The 17,326-nt window shown below is 68.6% G+C and carries 22 protein-coding genes and 2 tRNA genes; 5 read left to right on the forward strand and 19 right to left on the reverse strand.

The window, feature by feature from the left end; all coding sequences use genetic code 11:
* Positions 1 to 135: 135 nt before the first annotated feature.
* Positions 136 to 212: transfer RNA gene (locus EF903_RS05880), tRNA-Pro, on the reverse strand.
* Positions 213 to 390: 178 nt separating this feature from the next.
* Here EF903_RS05880 and EF903_RS05885 point away from each other — a divergent pair.
* A tRNA-Gly gene (locus tag EF903_RS05885) sits at positions 391 to 461 on the forward strand.
* Positions 462 to 530: 69 nt separating this feature from the next.
* Here EF903_RS05885 and EF903_RS05890 read toward each other — a convergent pair.
* From EF903_RS05890 to EF903_RS05935, 11 genes are all read right to left on the reverse strand, one after another.
* A complete protein-coding gene (locus EF903_RS05890; protein ID WP_125541594.1) occupies positions 531 to 1,685 on the reverse strand; it encodes a site-specific integrase in 1,155 nt (384 codons plus the stop codon).
* Complete coding sequence (locus EF903_RS05895) at positions 1,685 to 1,891, reverse strand: excisionase family DNA-binding protein (RefSeq protein ID WP_125541597.1); 207 nt, start codon at positions 1,889 to 1,891, stop codon at positions 1,685 to 1,687. The genes EF903_RS05890 and EF903_RS05895 overlap by 1 nt, the downstream gene beginning before the upstream one ends.
* Entirely contained in the window at positions 1,884 to 3,254 is a 1,371-nt protein-coding gene (gene repSA / locus EF903_RS05900; protein WP_125541598.1) for a replication initiator protein RepSA, read from the reverse strand. The genes EF903_RS05895 and repSA overlap by 8 nt, the downstream gene beginning before the upstream one ends.
* Positions 3,251 to 3,631 (reverse strand): hypothetical protein, encoded by a 381-nt coding sequence (locus EF903_RS05905; protein ID WP_125541601.1) that lies wholly within the window; start codon positions 3,629 to 3,631, stop codon positions 3,251 to 3,253. Before EF903_RS05905 ends, repSA begins: the two co-directional genes overlap by 4 nt.
* 92 nt (positions 3,632 to 3,723) lie before the next feature.
* Positions 3,724 to 4,047, reverse strand: a complete 324-nt coding sequence (locus tag EF903_RS05910) for a SpdD protein (RefSeq protein WP_125541603.1) — start codon at positions 4,045 to 4,047, stop codon at positions 3,724 to 3,726.
* A 17-nt stretch (positions 4,048 to 4,064) separates the two neighbouring features.
* Complete coding sequence (locus EF903_RS33850) at positions 4,065 to 4,223, reverse strand: hypothetical protein (protein ID WP_174250458.1); 159 nt, start codon at positions 4,221 to 4,223, stop codon at positions 4,065 to 4,067.
* A gap of 18 nt (positions 4,224 to 4,241) precedes the next feature.
* A complete protein-coding gene (locus EF903_RS05915) occupies positions 4,242 to 4,430 on the reverse strand; it encodes a mobile element transfer protein (RefSeq protein WP_125541606.1) in 189 nt (62 codons plus the stop codon).
* 13 nt (positions 4,431 to 4,443) lie between these two features.
* Positions 4,444 to 5,130 carry a DUF2637 domain-containing protein gene (locus tag EF903_RS05920; protein ID WP_125541609.1) on the reverse strand — a complete coding sequence of 229 codons (687 nt, stop codon included), beginning with the start codon at positions 5,128 to 5,130 and terminating at the stop codon, positions 4,444 to 4,446.
* 76 nt (positions 5,131 to 5,206) lie between these two features.
* The gene (locus EF903_RS05925) at positions 5,207 to 6,553 is read right to left on the reverse strand and encodes an FtsK/SpoIIIE domain-containing protein (RefSeq protein ID WP_125541611.1); all 1,347 of its coding nucleotides are present in this window, start codon (positions 6,551 to 6,553) and stop codon (positions 5,207 to 5,209) included.
* A gap of 4 nt (positions 6,554 to 6,557) precedes the next feature.
* Positions 6,558 to 6,911 carry a hypothetical protein gene (locus EF903_RS05930; protein WP_125541614.1) on the reverse strand — a complete coding sequence of 118 codons (354 nt, stop codon included), beginning with the start codon at positions 6,909 to 6,911 and terminating at the stop codon, positions 6,558 to 6,560.
* Positions 6,912 to 7,050: 139 nt separating this feature from the next.
* Positions 7,051 to 7,830 carry a GntR family transcriptional regulator gene (locus EF903_RS05935; protein ID WP_125541617.1) on the reverse strand — a complete coding sequence of 260 codons (780 nt, stop codon included), beginning with the start codon at positions 7,828 to 7,830 and terminating at the stop codon, positions 7,051 to 7,053.
* Positions 7,831 to 7,848: 18 nt separating this feature from the next.
* On the opposite strand from EF903_RS05935, the gene EF903_RS05940 reads away from it, so the two are divergent.
* Both EF903_RS05940 and EF903_RS05945 read left to right on the forward strand, forming a co-directional pair.
* A complete protein-coding gene (locus tag EF903_RS05940; RefSeq protein ID WP_125541620.1) occupies positions 7,849 to 8,316 on the forward strand; it encodes an NUDIX hydrolase in 468 nt (155 codons plus the stop codon).
* A 1,842-nt stretch (positions 8,317 to 10,158) separates the two neighbouring features.
* Positions 10,159 to 11,637: a hypothetical protein gene (locus EF903_RS05945; RefSeq protein WP_125541623.1), complete on the forward strand. Its 1,479-nt coding sequence runs from the start codon at positions 10,159 to 10,161 to the stop codon at positions 11,635 to 11,637.
* Between the two features lie 399 nt (positions 11,638 to 12,036).
* Here EF903_RS05945 and EF903_RS05950 read toward each other — a convergent pair whose 3' ends face one another.
* The 4 genes from EF903_RS05950 to EF903_RS35025 form a co-directional block, all read right to left on the reverse strand.
* Positions 12,037 to 12,363, reverse strand: coding sequence for a hypothetical protein (locus EF903_RS05950; RefSeq protein ID WP_125541625.1), 327 nt, complete (start codon positions 12,361 to 12,363; stop codon positions 12,037 to 12,039).
* Positions 12,360 to 13,100 (reverse strand): GntR family transcriptional regulator, encoded by a 741-nt coding sequence (locus tag EF903_RS05955; RefSeq protein WP_260614867.1) that lies wholly within the window; start codon positions 13,098 to 13,100, stop codon positions 12,360 to 12,362. Before EF903_RS05955 ends, EF903_RS05950 begins: the two co-directional genes overlap by 4 nt.
* A complete protein-coding gene (locus tag EF903_RS05960) occupies positions 13,094 to 13,264 on the reverse strand; it encodes a hypothetical protein (protein WP_312845886.1) in 171 nt (56 codons plus the stop codon). Before EF903_RS05960 ends, EF903_RS05955 begins: the two co-directional genes overlap by 7 nt.
* 305 nt (positions 13,265 to 13,569) lie before the next feature.
* Complete coding sequence (locus EF903_RS35025; RefSeq protein WP_125541632.1) at positions 13,570 to 13,848, reverse strand: hypothetical protein; 279 nt, start codon at positions 13,846 to 13,848, stop codon at positions 13,570 to 13,572.
* A gap of 79 nt (positions 13,849 to 13,927) precedes the next feature.
* Here EF903_RS35025 and EF903_RS05975 point away from each other — a divergent pair, with 79 nt between their 5' ends.
* Together EF903_RS05975 and EF903_RS05980 are read left to right on the forward strand one after the other, a co-directional pair.
* Complete coding sequence (locus EF903_RS05975; RefSeq protein ID WP_125541635.1) at positions 13,928 to 14,683, forward strand: GntR family transcriptional regulator; 756 nt, start codon at positions 13,928 to 13,930, stop codon at positions 14,681 to 14,683.
* A 49-nt stretch (positions 14,684 to 14,732) separates the two neighbouring features.
* Entirely contained in the window at positions 14,733 to 14,921 is a 189-nt protein-coding gene (locus EF903_RS05980; protein WP_260614868.1) for a dehydrogenase, read from the forward strand.
* Positions 14,922 to 15,175: 254 nt separating this feature from the next.
* Here the strand turns inward: EF903_RS05980 and EF903_RS05985 are convergent, their stop codons facing one another.
* From EF903_RS05985 to EF903_RS05995, 3 genes are all read right to left on the reverse strand, one after another.
* On the reverse strand, positions 15,176 to 15,370 hold the full coding sequence (locus EF903_RS05985; RefSeq protein ID WP_114057574.1) for a hypothetical protein: 195 nt from the start codon (positions 15,368 to 15,370) through the stop codon (positions 15,176 to 15,178).
* Between the two features lie 132 nt (positions 15,371 to 15,502).
* Complete coding sequence (locus EF903_RS05990; RefSeq protein ID WP_125541637.1) at positions 15,503 to 15,964, reverse strand: HD domain-containing protein; 462 nt, start codon at positions 15,962 to 15,964, stop codon at positions 15,503 to 15,505.
* A complete protein-coding gene (locus EF903_RS05995) occupies positions 15,961 to 17,316 on the reverse strand; it encodes a pyridoxal-dependent decarboxylase (protein ID WP_125541648.1) in 1,356 nt (451 codons plus the stop codon). The genes EF903_RS05990 and EF903_RS05995 overlap by 4 nt, the downstream gene beginning before the upstream one ends.
* Between the last annotated feature and the right edge of the window lie 10 nt (positions 17,317 to 17,326).

The following is a 17,326-nucleotide window of genomic DNA, read 5'->3' on the forward strand; positions in this document are numbered from 1 at the left end:
CTGTCGCTGCGAATCAGCGTTCCAGCGGATCGGGCCCGGTACATCAGACACACGGGCACGCAGCTTGCATAGTAACCGCAAGCGGCAATCAGCCCACAACGCGATCACTGCGAGGACGGTGCCGGATGGTGGTGCTGGTCGGGGTGGCCGGATTCGAACCGACGACCTTCCGCTCCCAAAGCGGACGCGCTACCAAGCTGCGCCACACCCCGTCGGTGCGACACGTAGGGTACATGGCCGGAGACCCTCCGACACGCCGCGTTTCGCGGAAGATTCCGGCCACCCCGCCCCGGCCCGCGCGCGGGCACGGGAATGCGGTGTGCACTTGCCCGGTCCGACCCGCTAGGATGCTGTCCGTGCCGCGGTCCTCGGACCTGCGGCGATCGTGTTGCGGGTGTAGCTCAATGGTAGAGCACTAGTCTTCCAAACTAGCTACGCGGGTTCGATTCCCGTCACCCGCTCTCACCTGGTCAGGGCCGGGCGGAGGATGTTTCCTCCGCCCGGCCCTGACTCGTTCTCAGAGTCTGCGTTCAACCCGCCGTGTCCCCCGCGTGCCCCTCGGACTCCTGATCTTGCTCCGTGCCCCCGCGGCTCTTCTCCACGAGTCCGCTCAGCGCGTCGGCGATCAGCCGGTCCCGGCCGGCACTCGCGTGTTGGTAGATCAGCGCAGCGCGGGCGGTGCTGTGGCCCATGCGCGCCATCAGCTCTCGCGTGCTCGCCCCGGTGGATGCGGCGAGGGTGTTCCCCGTGTGCCGAAGATCATGGAAGTGCAGCCCGCTGACCCCTGCCTCGCTACAGGCCTTGTGCCACAGCCGGTTGAAGTGGTTCCGCCGGGGCGTGGCCCCCTTGGCTCCGACGAAGACCCGCCCGTCGGCCCCGGGCTCGGCGTACCGCTTCAAGTGATCCCGGACATCCGGAACGATCACGCTGGGGATGGAGACCGTCCGCTTGCCCGCGGCACTCTTGGGCGCCTTGATCTCCCGCTGCCCGTTGCCCAGCTCGGCGACGGACCGCCGGACGCGCACCGTCCCGTGGTCCAGATCGACATCCCGACGGTGCAGCCCGATCAGCTCACCCCACCTCAGGCCGAGGAACCCGGCCAGGAGCACCAGGGCCCGGAAGCGGGGGGCAACGGCATCGGCCAGTGCATAGACCTCCTTCACGGTGGCCGTCGGCCGCTCGGGCGTGTGCACGACGCTCGCACCCTTGATCTGGCAGGGATTGCGCCTGATCAGCTGGTCTGACAGTGCCGTGCCCAGGATGGCGCGCAGGAGGGCATAGGCCTTGGCCACGGTCGTCGGGCCGGTACCGGCGGCGAGCTTGTCGGCACGCCAGCGCCGTACGAGGGGGGCCGAGATGTCCGCGACGTTGACGGCGCCGAACGTCGGCTCCAGGTGGTGCTTGAGCAACGAGCCGTACAACTGGCGTGTTGTGCTGGTCAGCTCACGTTCCTTGACCCAGGCGACGGCGTACGGCCCGAAGGGGACCTTCCCGGCGTCCGGGTCCAGCCAGTCCCCCTGCCGCATCTCCGTCTGCTTGACGGCCAACCAGTCGTCAGCCTCACGTTTGGTCCGAAACGTCTCCGGCGCAGGCCGGAGCTGCCCGTCAGGCCCGACGTAGCGCGCCTGGTATCGGCCGGAGGGCAGCTTCCGTACCCGTCCGAACTGGCGACGCTTGCCGGCCATCAGGCGGCCACCGCCATACGGTCGCGCCGACGCGGTGCCACGGTGTTGGCGGCGATGTACTCCCGGACGGCGCTCTCCGGGATCCGTACGTGACGGCCGACCTTCACGTAGGTGATGCGCCGCTCCTCGATGAGGCGCCGGGGAAACCGCACGGTGGTGCCGAGGATCTCGGCGACTTCGACGACGGACAGGTAGCGCTCACTCATGTTGCTCCCCCTTCAGTGCTTCGCCGGCGGTTTGGCGGTTGAGCTGGATGTCTCGGGCGATGGAGGCCGCCAGGACGGATTCGCCGGGGCTGTGGCCGTGGCCGGCGTACTGCCAGGACGCCAGGACGAGGACGGTGTCCGGCTCCAGGTCGTCCAGGCCGCGGGCCGCGGCTTCCTGTGCGGCGCGGTAGTCGGCGCGGGTCTGGCGGAGGGCGCCGAGGGTGGTGGAGTAGTGGCGGGACTTGGTGGAGAAGTGGCCGCGGAAGCCGAGCATGTGGGCCCAGGCGGCGAGGCGGCGGTCCGGGTAGAGCGGGTCCAGGTCGAGGCAGGCGCCGATCAGGCGAGCGGTGTGGTCGGGGACGTCGAGGAGGACCAGGGCTTCGCGGTTGCCGATGCGGCGGTCGAGGGTGCCGGTGTCCTCGGCGGCCTTGGTGGCGTACTTGGCGACGTACGAGGCCACGGCCTGCTCGGTGATCTCGGAGCCGTCCCCGAAGGCCTTGATCGGGCGGATGTCGAGTTGGGTGCCCCAGCGGAGGGTGCGCGCCGGCTGGTCGTCGGCGGCCGGGACGGTGATGGACGTGTACGTGTGCGCGACGGCAGCCCGGATGGCTTCGGTGAGCAGCCGGGTGGTGGCCCAGTGCGGGGGCGGGGTGAGCGGGCCGGTGGGTCCGTCGAGCCGGATCACGGCGTGGAAGTGGATGGCGCCGCGCTTCTGGAACTCGGCGACCTTGCCGAAGGAGACCCGGCACGACTCCTTCAGCTCGCATTGGGTGAGGCCGGCGCGGGCGGCGATCTCGCGGCGGAGGCGGGTGGTGAAGCGGGACCAGAGCTGTCCGGCGTGGTTGTTGAAGAGGACGGCGGCCGCGTAGTCGTACGTGGCCGGGTCGAGGGCGGTGCCGAGGAGCGGGTCGTCGGCGGGGTGGAGGGTGCCGCAGCGGCAGCGGCCGGAGTCGGGCCGGTTGTGGACCGGGCCGAAGGACGGGGCGGTGAGGGTGGCGAAGACGCGGGGGTGTTCGCGGACGGTGGCGGGGACGTCTCGGCGGTCGTCTCCGGCGAGCCCGGCCCGGATCAGGTGGTAGGTGTCCCCGGCGTACGTCCAGGCGCAGGACGGGCAGCGGGAGGCGCGGCGGTTGCCGCAGGCGATCCGGAGGCGGGCGCCGGGCTCGTTCTCGGTCGAGTAGCGGTGGTACGTCTCCCCGCTGGTCTTGTCCTTGGTGAGCGTCCAGCCGGTGATGTGGATGGGGTCGGCGCAGCCGCCCGTGCGGTGGACCTGCTCCTCCCAGCGGCGGAAACCGGGAGCCCCGGCGACCCTCAGCAGATCACCGAGGAGGCCGGGGTCCAGGTCCGCGAGGTTCGCGGTCATGCACCCACCGCCGCAGGAGCGGGCACGAAGACCGTGTAGACCTTCAGCGTGATCCGACCCACGGATGCGGTGAAGAGAAGCTGGTTCTCGCCCCTCACGTCCTTGAGCTGCACGTCCAGGGCGTCGGTGTGGGTGGCCTGCCGCCAGGCCTCCAGGTCGGCCGGGCTGTCGAGGAGGACGTGTGCCTCGGTCGGCGTGACCTGGCTGGTGGTGACGTACGCGCCGGGCAGATCCGGGTGCGACTCGGCCAACTGGACGAGAGCCGCGAAAACGGCGGTCTGTGCGGTCAGCGGGTTGTTCAGGTCGGCGTCGATCAGCAGGGCGCTCACCGTTCGGCCGGGTGATGACGGGGCCGAGGTGTCGCTGTGCCGGTCCATGATGGTGGTCCTTTCGGTTTCGGTCGGGAGGGGCCGTTCCATCCGGGGGCGGCGATGCTTGGTGGCTGTGACGCCCCCGGAGGCCGGTCCGGTCAGTGGTTCGTGAACTCCTGGCGCAGTGCGCGGATCAGGAACAGGACCACGACGGCGCTGATGGACAGGGCGACGGCGGTGACGGCGACGGCCAGGAGCAGCGAGACGGCGACGGAGGCCAGGGCCAGCACCCCGGCGACACCGCCGGCAACGAGGGCGACCGCGGCGCCGGGCGTCTTGGGGGCCAGGGCCGCGAGGCCGGCCGGAGCTGCCACCGGGGCGGGGGCGTTCTCCTGCTGGCCGGTCGCGGGCGCCGGAACCGGGGCCGGGTGGATGGTCACGGGGGTGTAGGTGTCGGGAGCGGGGTACTTGGGCTTGAGCATGGGTTCTCCTTCCGGGGCTACTTGTCGATCACGGTGTTGAGGGCGGGGGCGAGGAAGCTGTTCGCGAGGAGGAAGCCGCCGAGGAGGATCACGGCGACCAGCCACCAGGGCGGGCGGACGAGCTTCACGCCCAAGGCGCCGATGACGATGAGGGCGAGCCAGAGCGGGACGTCCACGACGGGTCTCCTTCGGGGTCAGCGCGGGGCGCAGCGGTGGGACTGTGCGGCGAGTTCGGCGGCGGCCCGGCTGGTGTAGTCGGCCGACCAACCGCAGTAGGGGGCGGTGCAGGCGGCGGAGTGCATCTCGCGGCCGTGGCGGTCGGTGTAGGTGCCGACCTCCACGGGGCCGATCCGGCGGGTGTCGCGGAAGCGGTAGCGGGGCATGGCAGGGCTCCTCTCAGACGAGTTGTGCGGCAATGGCGTGGGCCATGGGAGCCGGGACTCCGAGGCGGGCGCGCAGGGTGTCGGCGTCGATCGGGTGGCCGGTGCGGGCACGGTGCTCGTCGGCGACCTTGCGGCCGTAGGCGAGGAGCGCGTCCGGTACGGCCGTGGTCGGTGGCGGGGGCGGAGGCAGAGCCGGAGCGGGTTCAGGCGCGGCAATCCCGGTGGCGGCGGGCTCAGGATCGGGTTCCCGGACCGGTTCGGCATCGGTGTCCGCGTCGCCCTGGCCGTGATCGTGCTCGGCGGACGGGGCCGCCGCGGCGGGCTCTTCGGCCGGACTGTGGACGAGGAGCGTGCCGCCGAGGAAGGCGAGCGCGGGCCATCCGGCGACGAGGATCCGCAGCCAAGCCGGGACGGCGTTCAGGTCGAGAAGGCCGGCGGTGGCGACGTTCGCGCCGAGCGAGGCGGCGAGGGCGACGGCGAACCAGGTCCAGGCGGACCGGGTCGGCTCCCCGGCGTCGCGCAGGAGCCGCAGGCGGCGCCAGGCGGCGACGAGGAGCAGGTCCACGCTGATGGGGTAGGCCCAGGCTTTCCAGCCGTCCTGCCCCGCGGCTTCGGCGAGGTCGTGCAGGTGGGCGAAGGACAGGGCTCCGGCGATGACGGCCTGGACGAGGACGGCGTCCGGTCGGACCTTGAGGTGCATGGTGTTTCACCTCCTTCAGGCATGGGAGGGGTAGGGACTTGGCGCTTGACGGTCGCGCCGACCGAGTACGGGGAGGTCAGGCGGGCTGTTTGCCCTGCGCGGGCAGGGTGCTCCGCCGCGGGCGGAAAGGCGCCAGAGCCGGGATGTCCGGGGCGAGGTGCTCGAACTGGGCGCAGACGGCGGCGGTCTCGTCGAGGGAGACGAATGCGGACCGGATGCGGGCCCATCCGCCGGAGAGCAGGCCGACGACGGCGGTGCCGGGGCGGTCGACGGCGATGTTGGTGGCCGCACTCACGGCACGGAGGCTGATGTCGCCGAGTGCCATCCTCGCGGAGGCTTCGTCGTTGACTCGGTGTGCCACACGGCCGGTGAGCTGAGCGCGGAGGGCGGTGGCGCCGGCGCCGAGGTCGGAGCCGAAGCGCTGCCCGCAGATCTCCAGGTAGATGGCGGCGGCCCGGCCGAGCTGCCCGAGGCGGATCAGCTGGGTGACCATGTGGTCCCGGCGCTTCTCGTCGGACTTGTTGGCGATCAAGAACAGCTCGGCGACTTCGTCCACGATCAGCACGATGGGCGCCGGTCGAAGGTCCTCGGGCAGACCCCAGACGTCGGATGTGATCTCGTCCACCGCGACGCCGGTGCCGAGGCCCTGCGAAGCCCGGATCAGCTCGTAGCGCTGGATCATCTCTTCGACGAGCACGTCCAGGAGCCCAGACGCTTCGTCGGGCGTATAGGCCAGCCCGGACAACCGGCGCGCGAACGGAGCGAGCTCCACACCCCACTTGCAGTCGATGCCGACCAGCGCAACGGGCTGCCTGGCCAACTCCTTCACCAAGGCCCGCAGGTAGACCGACTTTCCTGACTCGGTGGCACCTACGACCAGCTCGTGAGGGCTGGCCCGGAAGTTCCGCATGTGCGGGGTTCCGTCGGCCCGCAGCGCAACCGGGACCTTCAGCAGTCCGGCCGCCGGAACGTCGCGCGGCATGACGACCTTCCGCAGGACGTCGTAGGCGATGAGCCGGATCTCCAGGAACCCTGGCTTGAGCGACCTGACAAGGACTCCCTGCATGCCCCAGGAGTGCCGCAGCCGCTCGGTGGCCGCGTCGAAGTCCTGCACGTCCTGGCCCGGCAGCATCTTGATCCGCAGGACCAGTCCGAACCGCGTGATCCTGATCCGGCGCGGCTTGGGGAGTGCCCGGTCGGGCATGCGGTGCAGGGCCGCCGCGAGGATTACTCGGGACCGTGACGGCTGCTCGGTCAGCCCGCAGGCCTCCATGACCGAGCGGTAGGTCCACAGCAGTCGCACCAGGGTGGCCAGCCAGCCGAATCCGACCCAGTACCAGCCGGGCCGCTTCCACTTCAGCCAGCCGAGTGCGGCTGCGACCAGCGATAAGCCGACCAGCGCGGCAGTCTGTCCGCTGGTCATCGCGTCAGGCCTGAACCGGGGCCGGGGCGGGGGCCAGCGAGGTGACGGCCGCGGCGCGGAAGCTGATTCCGTGCCGCCTCTGGCCGTTGAACTCGTTCTCCCACGGCCGGGCGATGAGACCCGTGACCGCGACCGGCGTCCCCATCGCGAACTCTCCCGTGAGTCCCGGCTGCGGCACGGTCACGGACAGCACCTCGGCGACTCCGGCCATCAGGAACACCACGTCGACGGTGGCCAGCTGGGCGCCGGTCTCCAGGTCGACGGCGATCTCGCCGGTCTTGCGGTCCTTGATCTTCGGCTGCGGCGGCTGGGCGATCATCACCATCGCCGCGGAGGTGTCGACGGGAATCTGGCGCATGACAGATGACTCCTCTATAGAGGTTGGACTCCGTCACTCATGTATAGGAGTGACATGAAGAAGAGTGCAGCACTCCTATACATGAGTCAACCCGCCGCGGAAGAAAACTCGCGGCGGGCTGTGGGGAGTTGAGCGCCCGTCAGTCGGCGGCGGGGATCCGGTACTCAAAGACGAACTGGTCAGCGGCCATGAGGGTGTCGCAGACCTCCACCACGCGACCGGTCTCGGTGACGGCGTTGCGCAGCAGATGAACAACCGGGGCACCTGGACTCAGGGCCAGCTCGGACGCTTCGGCCTTGGCGGCCGGCCGGGCCTGCAGGGTCTCGACGAACTCGGCGAACACGTGACCGTGATCCTCAAGGCGGGCATAGATGCCGCCACCACCCGGGTTCTCGGCGAACAGCTCGGGGATGTCCTTGACGACGTCCCACGGGAGGTACGACGTCGCCGTCTCCACCGGCGTCCCGTTCCGGAAGTACAGCCGCCGCCGCGCGAGGATCTGCGTCCCGGGCGCGACGTCGAGCCGCTGGGCGATCTCCTCCGGGGCCTCCATGGGCCCGATGAAGATGACGCTGACCTTGGCCGTAGCCCCCGACTGCTCGGACTCGGCGAGGTAGGCGGCCTTGCCCCCGCGGCGCAGCGACCGGCGGAAGCGGTCGGATGACCGGTGCCGCACAGGCGGCCGGGCCTTCACGTACGAGCCCTTGCCGTGCCGGGTGTCCACGAGCCCACTGGCGCGGATCTCGGTCATGGCCTTGCGGATGGTCCCACCGGACACGCCGTAGCGCTCCACCATCTCGGCTTCACTCGGCACCTGGTCGCCGGGCTGCAAGACGCCGGCGCGAATCTGCTGGACGATGTCCTCGGCGATCTGCAAGTACCGAGGCACGGTCTTGCCACCTCCTACAGCTGTTCCCATGGTCCTTTTCTTCCTCCTATGCTCCTGTACATGAGTAACAGCGCCCCGACGAGCCGGTCAACGCCCCGCCACTCCGTGTCCGTAGCCGGAGTGGTGGTCCGCGACGACGGCCGGCTCCTGGCGATCCAGCGGGCCGACAATGGCACGTGGGAGCTCCCAGGCGGAGTGCTGGAACTCGAAGAGACCCCGGAGGAGGGCGTACGGCGCGAAGTCTTGGAGGAAACCGGACTCCAGGTCGACGTCGCCGAGCTGACAGGCGTCTACAAGAACGTCACCGTGGGCGTCGTCGCGTTGGTCTTCCGCTGCAAGCCGGTCGGCGGCGCCGAGTGCACGTCGGACGAGACCACGGCAGTCCAGTGGCTCACGCCTGAAGAGGTGTCCGGGCGGATGTCCGAGGTCTACGCCATCCGGCTCCTGGACGCTTTGGACGGACACGGGCCCCACGTGCGGAGCCATGACGGGCGCCAGCTCTTCGCGGTGCGGTGAAAGTTTCCCTACTCCATCAAGGCACCCGCCGCGCACAGCGCGGCGAGCGCGCCCGGCGCCCGGGCCTGCGCTCCTGTCTCCGCCCCGCTCCACCCCGACCGCCGGCCGCGCGCCAGACAGCTCGGGCCTGATGGGGGTAACACCCGCGAAGCCTGAGCCCGCTCAACCCCGCGGTCACACCCCGGCCCGCCCCGAGCCGCCAAGCCGAGCAAACCCAGCCCACCACCCAACGCCATCCAGTCCCAGCCATATCCGCCCAGGCCTGCCCGAACGCACGCGGGGCTGCATTAGCTCGCGGGACCGCAGACTCGGCCCGGCAACGGTCAAAACCATGCCTCCGGCGGGGGCGCTCAGGCTCCGGGATGACGGGGGCCGGTACTGCGGGTGCGGGCCGGTGGGTGGTGGAGGTAGGGGGAGCTGTCATCCCGTCTGCCGTCGACCCAGGCAAGCCATAGCAGACCAGGCTCCTGGGGCCCAGGTCGTTCGTCCAGCAGGGCGCTCCACCTGGGCCCCAGGAGCCTGCCCCGCTATCACTCCGTGTGGGTCGACGGCAGACGGGATGACAGCTTGTGGCGGCCATGATCGAAGCGCTCCGTCGATCACTATCCGACAAAATCGGACACTGATCATCATTATTTTGTCGATCCAGGAGGCAAATGCGTTCATTTTCAGCCACTTAGAGCGGTCTAGGCATCACGCAACACCTCCCCTTGTCATCCTGCATCGGCGGCGCCTATCGCGCGCAACTCCTGACGGGGGCAATTGGGGGGATGAGGGCGAGTGAGTGATCAAACGCAACTGACTGCTGTCGCCGGAGCCGCTGCTGCGGCACTTGTGGCCGAGATGGTTAAGGATAGTTGGTCCACGACGCGGGCTGCTGTCGCTCGCATCTTCCGCCGCGGCGGCGAAGTTGAGGAAGAACGACAACTGGGTCGACTTGACGCAGACCAAGAGCAAGTCCACGCCATCGACGCATCCGCACTCCGAGATCGATGGCAGCGGCGTTTCCTTACGCTAGCAGAGGACTACCCCGGAGTAGTCGAGGATCTAAACGCCTTCGTCGGCAGGCACCCGGATGAGCAACTCGGATCCGTAAGGCAAAGCGCAACCGGTAATAGCGGCCCAGTGATCCAAGTAGGGAGGGATAACTTCGGCGGACTCAACACGAGGGGGGACTGAGCTATGAGCGACCAGGACTCCCCGGGCATTTCCCTGCCGGGCCAGACAGCATCACAAAATAGCGCTCCAGTCATCCAGATTGGAGGGCCAAACTCAGGCAACATCACTATCCTGCGACGCCCTAAGTTGCCCGTGTCGCTAGTCCCACAAGACGACCGCTCAGCCGCCATGGAGCCGCTATGGGCGTATACTCCCACTCCTCAGAACGCGTCTGATCATCTATCCAGTTCTGGGCTAGCGGCCATCCTAGGGGAACAGGGCACCGGCCGGCGGATCTCGGCTATTCGAGCAATGCTAACGCACTTCTCCTTGCGTGGCAGCTCTCCCCAACTCTTCGATCTATCATCCGACTGGGACGATGAAGAAGTCCCCGATCCAGAGATCCTTCCGGAACCCACTCCAGGCCATGGCTACCTGATCGACACTTCATCGCGGCGCCTCACACCTGAACAGGCTCGCGCTCTCATCGCATGGGCCGAGAGGTTGCATGCATATGGGGCATGTGCGGTCATCACTGGGAGATACCGTGATTGGTCGGGTGACGAGCGTTTCTCGGTGCAAGCCGTACGGCCGGATGCACGGCAAGTAGCATGCAATCTCCTTGCGGAACACCTTGCCAGTCCTACACATGCCGCCTGGTTGGACGCGGGCGACAGCTGGAACATGAGCCGCGAAATTCGGCAAGGTTCGGTGATTCCAGATGCAGAAGTTGGAATCTTCGCCGAGCTAGTTACCCGTAGCGTTAGCCCATCGAACGCGGTCGCTATCGCTCGACGCCTTCATCGCATCAAGCCGGAGGCTGTGTCCCAGGCGGTAGCCCTTAAGCAGGATTCACGAACACACGATCAAGGAGTGCAAGAGCTCGCAAATATCAAGGACGAGGTCCTACTATGGACGGAATTCTTGGAGAAGAAGCTAACCGAAACCGGCACCAGGGGGCAGGACCGGGTGATGTTACTTACTGCCGCCTACCTTGAGAACGCTCCTCTCGAAATTTGCATTAAGGCCGCCGGGAATTTCGGCTCTCCTAGTAATTCCAACACCCGGTTCCGCGAAGGGCGTAGCCCCAGGCGACGCATGCGAGATGTCGGCGTAGATGTGACCCTGGATGATAGGGCCGCATTTCACAGTCGCCCGGGTCTCGCGATGTCCGCAATTCAGATGGACTGGCACCACTGGGCTGACGAACGGGCCGAAACAAGGCAATGGCTTGAGCGGATCACATCACCTAACGGTGTGGCAGCGCCGTGGGTCAAACAAATCGGTGAGCGACTGCTCGAACTGTCTCGCAAGGCTGTTGACGGCCCCTTCTTCCCGATCCTAGATGCGTGGACAACCAACGCAGATCAGGACGCCAGGCGGATCACCGTGGTCGCTCATCTTTTGACTCAAGCTGCTGCGCGAGAGGAACTTTCCCGCGAGACACACAAGAAGCTACTGGACTGGGCCAAAAAAGGAAACGCTATCCAGCGTCAAGTCGTTGCCCGCGTATGCAGTGGGCCGTACGGCCAAAAATGGCCTCGTACGACGCTAGTACGACTACGACACATCCTTACCCTGGACGACGCAGCCTGCAGCGTCGCGGTAGATGCTCTGGCGACTTACGCCGCCATTGGCCCGACAGAATTTACTCGCGCGGTCGATACAGTTGAGACTTGGCTGTATAAGCATCCCACGCACCCGGCAGGCCCACGGGCCTTCCTGGCCCTTACTGATGCAGATAGGCCTGAAGGCATTCTCGACAAGCTCATCGCTCTTGCGCAGCGGACGCCCGCCGTCCGAGACTTCATCGTCAGCGGATGGTCGACGACCCTCGAACATCCGGAGGTGCGCGACAGGGCATACCAGTCATTGGTCGGCTGGGCAAATGCGGTGCACGCGGATCGCCTGGAACGCGGTTTTACCTTCGGGCTCCTCAAAGAGGTTCGTAACGTTCACGAGCCCGTTGATGCGATGTCTCGGTTCCTGTACGGCAGCCCGGAGCAGGAAAATCCGGCAATCGTAGCCGCTCGTTTCGCTCTGGCCAACCTGCGACAAGGGAGCAATAGTTCACAATGCCCCCATGCCGACTGCCCGCTCCAGCGAACCGACAATGTCGAGGTGAGTGAAGCCCCGTCGGACTACGACGCACGCGAAGACTAGACCCGCAGTGGCTGGGGGCATAGTTCGCTTCTCGATTACACGATGGGTGCTTGCCCCAGTTACGTCTTGGCGAGCCCACCGCTTGGTAGCTGCCTACGGTCACGGCATCGACGCCCGCACGGCATGGGTGCTTGCGAGATTGGTCAGTCACCCTGAGGAACTACCTTTCGCCATGGCGCATCTTCAAGACGGGCAGTCGTGACGTCCGCCAATTGGGCGGGCGTCACGCCTTCAGTAAGCAAGGCGCGGCCCATTTGTGGACGGACAAGGCTTCGAAATCCCCGGCGCAGCCCTGAACTGGGAGAACGCGTGAGACGCACAGGGCCTCCGGAACCGCGTGCACTAAATAGGAGCGGCCCCAGACTGGGTCTGGGGCCGCTCTGCTCGCATGAGTTCTTGCTATCTGATGTGCACCGGGAGTCCTTCGCGAGCCGGGTGGGTGGAGCGGGGGAGGCGGTGGCCGCGGCTGGTTGCTACGCGGACCGCGTCCCGAAGGGCGCCGGTCAGGTCTGTCGCCAGGAGGCGGAGTTCCTCCGGGTCCGAGTCCACGTCGGCGAGTACGTCGAGGGCGTGGGCCAAGAGCTCGGCTCCCAATCCGAGCTGGATCTCTTCGGTGTTGTCGGCCAGGCGGGACAGGTAGCCGTTGGTGCTGTCGGCGCTCAGGTAGCAGGGCTTGTCGTCGGGACCCGACCACGGGAGGAGGCGCAGTTCGTTGCTCGGTGTCATGCCTTCGAGCTCCTCTCCTCAGTCGTGAGGCGAGTGGTGAAGAGTGCGTCCGCCCTGTCTCCAGGCAGGACCAGGAGGGCGGCCTCGACCACGCGGCCGGTGACGTCGGTCGCCACGCGGGTGAGTGAGAGGACCGCCAGGGATATGGCGATTCGGAGGACCGTTGCCTCTTCCTGGGTCGGGAGGCGGGCGCTGAGCCGCTCTTGAACCTCGGCCAGCGGCGGGCGGAGATCCGCCGCACGCGCTGCTATCTCGTGGCGTACGGGCGAATCGGCCGGCGCCAAGTCGTGGGGGACGTAGATGCGGGCCAGGCTGTGCGGCGACTTCCCTTCGTGGGTGATGTAGACGACTTCGGTCAACGTCAAGGGGCTGCGGGGTGGCACGTCCAGCAGGGCTGCCAGGTGGCCGTAGGCCTCAAGGTTCGTGGTGCGGGCGGTCATGTGTAAGGGAGCGGAAGGGGTGGCCCATTTGGGCGCCTCGCCGCCACCGCCGGTGTACGTGATTTTGGGGTGAGGGCGGCGGACGAAGTTGCCGCGGCCGTGGATCTTCTCGACCAGACCTTCGCCTTGGAGGAGCGCCAGGGCGCTTCGCAGGGTTGGTGTGCTGACCGCGTAGCGGGTGGCGAGTTCGGCCTCGGAAGGGAGGCGTTCGCCGGCCTTGAAGTTGCCTGTTGTGATCTGGTGCCGGAGATCATCGGCGATGGTGTCACGGCGGGAAGGCATGACGCGGATCACCATTTCCTCGTCATGCGGAGGGCGGTGAAACGGCTCTGGGCGTGCATCGTCAGTGCCTCGCCCGTCTCGAAGAACAGCCTCTTCGCACCCGCGGGGAGCTGGACGAGGTCGGCTACGCGGCACGGCTGGCCGCCGATCTGGATGACGTCGCCACGCTGCACGTTCACCGAAGTGATTTCGATGTTGGCGGCGAGGGCACCGCTAGAGGTCGGCCCCCTCACTGGTTCACCTGCTGCGATTCCGGCGCGTCGTCCGTGGTGTGGCACGAGCAGTCGCAGGCTTCGTAGATCACGGGGACGCCTGCCGGCGCCCTGGAGGGGGACGGCGGGGTGCACTCTCGGTGTGCGCCGATCGCGCACGAGCTCGACCGGTAGGTGGTCCTCGCGTGCGTGGCGTAGGAGAGTGCGGGCAGTGGCAGCCCACTGGTGTGGGCGGGGGTGGGGGTCATACGGTTGTGCACGCTGATCAGCTCCTATCGCTGATGGCCAGGTCCCCGGACGTCGCCCGTCGCGGGGACCGCTTCGTTTACTGCGGCCCAGAGGATGCGGCCAGCCAAGCTGCTGGCGAGGAGCCCGAATCGGTCGGCCCCCGCCAGGACTTCCAAGACCTCCCGCCACGATTCGGCGGGCAGCGCTTCCGGAACCTCCGCTTCGATCGACGTGTAGGTGGCGTGTGACTCCACACGCGTGGTCAGCCCGAGGGCCGACAACCGGGCGGCGAGCTCCTCGGCCCTTGCTTCCGAAGCGGGCACAGAAGGGCCTCCGTCACCGATCGATCACTTTGGGTGAAGCTAGTTAACTAGATTAGAGCTAGTGGACTAGATTTTCCACATGCCTGAGCAGCCGCCTTATCTCCGTATCGCCGACGTCCTGCGGCAGCGGATCGCGGAGCACGTGTGGACGGCCGGCGATCGACTCCCCTCTCGCGCCCAGATCGCCGAGGAGTGCGGTGTGGGCGAGAACGTGGTCCGTCGGGCGCAGGAGCTACTGATCTCCCAAGGAGTGCTGGAGGGCCGCGCAGGTTCGGGCACCTACGTCGCCGAGCCCCGTCGGCGTGTACGGGTCGTTCGGTCCTCGGCCCGCGAGCAGCCCGGCGGTTCCCCGTTCCGGGCGGACATGCTGGCACTGGGCAAGCAGGGCACCTGGGAGAGCCGTACCGAAGCGAAGGTGGCGGCCCCGGCCGAAATCGCGGCGCGGCTCGGGATCGCTGAGGGCGATCTGTGCGTGCGTACCGTCTACGAGTTCCTCGCCGATGGTCGGCCGGTGCAGTTGTCGACGAGCTGGGAGCCGTACGAGTTGACCGCGGGCACCCTCATCGTGCTGCCGGAAGGCGGGCCGCATGCGGGTGTCGGCGTCGTGAACCGGATGGCCGCGATCGGGATCACCGTCAGCCATGCCGTGGAGCAGCCGGAGCCGCGGCAGGCGACAGCCGAGGAAGCATCGCTGCTCGGCATCCAGAAGGCCTCTCTGGTCACGCATATCCGGCGGACGTACTACAGCGACCAGGGGCAGCCCGTGGAGACGGCGGACATCATCATCCCCGCCTCGCTGTGCGAGATCGTTTACGAGATCCCCGTCAGTCGATAGCCCGCCCAGCGCCACCCTGACCACCTGGCCCACGCGAGAAGGGGACAACGTGCCGATCTGCCCGGAGTGCAGCCAGGCCATGGAGTTCGGCGGGTTCGTACTCTGCCGGCGGGAGGAAGACGACGAGCGGGTCTGCCGGTCGTTGTGGAAGTGCCCCGCTCGGCATGTCTGGTGGCACTGGGCCGACCGGCCGGACGAGGCCTTGGAGGTGTGCCCGATGCCGGAGGCCTTCCTCTGACATCCGGGTCTGGGCCGCGTGCCCTTCATGTGCCCGATCAGACGGGAAGCGGCGGGGACGAGCGGTGAACTGGGGGGTGGACTCGGCCGGGCCGCAGGTCAGGGGCTTGCCAGGCCAGGCCTCTCGCGGGTACGCGATCTTCCAAACTAGCTACGCGGGTTCGATTCCCGTCACCCGCTCTCACCTGGTCAGGGCCGGGCGGAGGATGTTTCCTCCGCCCGGCCCTGATGCGTTTGCGCCGGCCGGGGCGCGGGTCAGAGTTTGATGCCGGCGATCGTGTCCGCGAGGGAGTTCAGGAAGCGGTTGACGTCCGGGGCGATCGAGCTGGACGCGAGGAAGAAGCCGAAGAGGACCGCGACGATCGCGGGGCCCGCCTTCAGGTGGTTGCCGCGGATCAGCACCACCATGATGATCGCCAACAGAACCACCACCGACAGCGAAATGGCCACTACTGATCACACCTTCGATCGTCCCCGGTCCGGCCGGGGGCGCACGGTCGGCGCACGCCCCCCTACCGTCCATCCTCCCACCAACGGGGCCCGGCTATCCGCCCCCTGACGAATCGGCGCCCCGGACGGTGGTCACGGGGCGGTCAGGCCGAGCAGGGAGCGGACGAGGGCGTACTTCGCGGCCAGCCGCTCCCGGGTGGGCGCGTCCAGTGCGGACAGCCGTGCCGGGTCGGCGTTGTGTGCGAGGTCGGCCTCCTTCACCAGGAGGGCGCCGGGGGTGGCGAGGATGCGGGCCGTGTAGTCCTCCAGCGGCTCGCCGGGGCGCTTGGTGACGGCCAGGACCATGTCCTTCACCGCCTGCGGGAGGGCGGCGGCATCGAGCCACTCCCGGCTGAGGGCGTCGTCCTCGACGGCGTCGTGCAGCCAGGCCGCGGCCTGCTGCTCGGGGCTGCCGCCGCGGGTGCGGACGCCTTCCGCCACGGCTGCCAGGTGTTCGGCGTACGGGCGGCCCGCCTTGTCGGTCTGCCCCTCGTGCGCGGCGCGGGCCAGGGCTTCGACCTCCGCCAGGGTGAGCGGCTGCTGCTGCGTCGTCATGCGGTCCCCTTCACTGCCGTCTGCGCCGCCGCGCCGCGGAGTGCCTCGGCGGCCCGGTGCACGTCCGCCTGCGTCGTGCGCCAGTTGGAGAACGCCGCGCGCAGGGCCGGGGTTCCCGCGTGGACGGTCGGGGTGGTGAACACCTCGGCCGCGGCGGCCTCGCGCAGGGCCGTCAGGCGGGCGGTGAGCCGGTCCGGGTCGGGTTCGCCGGTCAGGGTGAAGAGGACGACGTTGAGCCGGACGGGGGCGAGCAGCCGGAAGGCGGGGTCGCGCTCCAGTGCGGCGCCGAGGGCCCGGGCGCAGGCGACGTCGCGTTCGACGATCTCGCGGTGGCCGGCGCGGCCGTACGCGCGCAGCGTGAACCAGGCGGCGAGGGCGCGCAGCCGGTGGGAGTTCTCCGGGGTGAGGTGGACGAGGTCGGGGTCGGCGCCGAGCGGGCCGAGGTAGGCGGCGGCGTTCCGGAAGACGCGGGTCTGGAGGTCGGGCCGGCGGGTGAACTGGACGGCGCTGTCGTAGGGGACGTTCAGCCATTTGTGCAGGTCGACGCAGACGGAGTCGGAGGCGTCGAGGCCGTCGACGAGGTGGGCGTGGTGCGGTGACAGGGCGGCGAACGCGCCGAAGGCGGCGTCGGTGTGCAGCCAGAAGTCGTGGCGTTCCTTCAGCGCGGCGACGGACCGCAGGTCGTCGAAGTCGACGGTGTTGACGGTGCCGGCGTTGGCGACGACGACGGCCGGGCCGGGGGTGTCGGCGAGGGCGCTGCGGCCGAGGCCGAGGACGGCGAGGGCCTTGGCGATCGAGGAGTGCGGGGCGCCGGAGAGGACGCGTACGGGCCCGAGGGCGGCGGCCCCGTCCTCGGCGGGCGACACGCCGAGGCGTTCGCCGAGCCATTCGCGGGCGATGGCGAGGCCGGTGGTGTTGGACATGGTGGCGCCGCTGACGAAGGTCCCGGAATGGGCGGGGCCGAGGCCGAACATCTCGCGGAGCCAGCGGGCGGTCTCCCGCTCCAGGTCCTGGCCCCCTCCGTCGAGGGCGGAGTTGGAGTTCTGGTCGTGGACGGCGGTGAGCCAGTCGCCGGCGAGGGCGGCGGGGGTGGCGCCGCCGGTGACGAAGCCGAGGTAGCGGGGGCCGGCCGAGGCGGACAGCCGAGGCTCCCACCGCGTGCGGAAGGCGGCGAGGGCGGCTTCGGCCCCGGCGCCGTGCTCGGGGAGCGGCTCGGGCCGCGGGGGCTGCGCCGGGGGCGGCGGTACGACGGGCCGTGCGTCGAGCCCGTCGAGTGCGTCGGCGGCGGCGCGGCGCACGGATTCGAGCAGCTCGGGCAGCCGCCCGAGGTCGGCGGCGAGGGTGTGGTCCATGGGCGGCACC

The sequence above is a fragment of the Streptomyces sp. WAC05292 genome (assembly GCF_003949955.1).
GTDB lineage: Bacteria > Actinomycetota > Actinomycetes > Streptomycetales > Streptomycetaceae > Streptomyces > Streptomyces globosus.

Coding starts and splice junctions, on each gene's coding strand:
- EF903_RS05945 (WP_125541623.1), top strand. CDS start 10,159: ATGAGCCGCGAAATTCGGCAAGGTTCGGTGATTCCAGATGCAGAAGTT.
- EF903_RS05925 (WP_125541611.1), bottom strand. CDS start 6,553: ATGACCAGCGGACAGACTGCCGCGCTGGTCGGCTTATCGCTGGTCGCA.
- EF903_RS05995 (WP_125541648.1), bottom strand. CDS start 17,316: ATGGACCACACCCTCGCCGCCGACCTCGGGCGGCTGCCCGAGCTGCTC.
- EF903_RS05975 (WP_125541635.1), top strand. CDS start 13,928: ATGCCTGAGCAGCCGCCTTATCTCCGTATCGCCGACGTCCTGCGGCAG.
- EF903_RS05910 (WP_125541603.1), bottom strand. CDS start 4,047: ATGCTCAAGCCCAAGTACCCCGCTCCCGACACCTACACCCCCGTGACC.
- EF903_RS05950 (WP_125541625.1), bottom strand. CDS start 12,363: ATGACACCGAGCAACGAACTGCGCCTCCTCCCGTGGTCGGGTCCCGAC.
- EF903_RS05920 (WP_125541609.1), bottom strand. CDS start 5,130: ATGCACCTCAAGGTCCGACCGGACGCCGTCCTCGTCCAGGCCGTCATC.
- EF903_RS05940 (WP_125541620.1), top strand. CDS start 7,849: ATGCTCCTGTACATGAGTAACAGCGCCCCGACGAGCCGGTCAACGCCC.
- EF903_RS05915 (WP_125541606.1), bottom strand. CDS start 4,430: ATGCCCCGCTACCGCTTCCGCGACACCCGCCGGATCGGCCCCGTGGAG.
- EF903_RS05990 (WP_125541637.1), bottom strand. CDS start 15,964: ATGACGACGCAGCAGCAGCCGCTCACCCTGGCGGAGGTCGAAGCCCTG.
- EF903_RS05905 (WP_125541601.1), bottom strand. CDS start 3,631: ATGGACCGGCACAGCGACACCTCGGCCCCGTCATCACCCGGCCGAACG.
- EF903_RS05930 (WP_125541614.1), bottom strand. CDS start 6,911: ATGCGCCAGATTCCCGTCGACACCTCCGCGGCGATGGTGATGATCGCC.
- EF903_RS05935 (WP_125541617.1), bottom strand. CDS start 7,830: ATGGGAACAGCTGTAGGAGGTGGCAAGACCGTGCCTCGGTACTTGCAG.
- repSA (WP_125541598.1), bottom strand. CDS start 3,254: ATGACCGCGAACCTCGCGGACCTGGACCCCGGCCTCCTCGGTGATCTG.
- EF903_RS05890 (WP_125541594.1), bottom strand. CDS start 1,685: ATGGCCGGCAAGCGTCGCCAGTTCGGACGGGTACGGAAGCTGCCCTCC.
- EF903_RS05955 (WP_260614867.1), bottom strand. CDS start 13,100: ATGGTGATCCGCGTCATGCCTTCCCGCCGTGACACCATCGCCGATGAT.
- EF903_RS05895 (WP_125541597.1), bottom strand. CDS start 1,891: ATGAGTGAGCGCTACCTGTCCGTCGTCGAAGTCGCCGAGATCCTCGGC.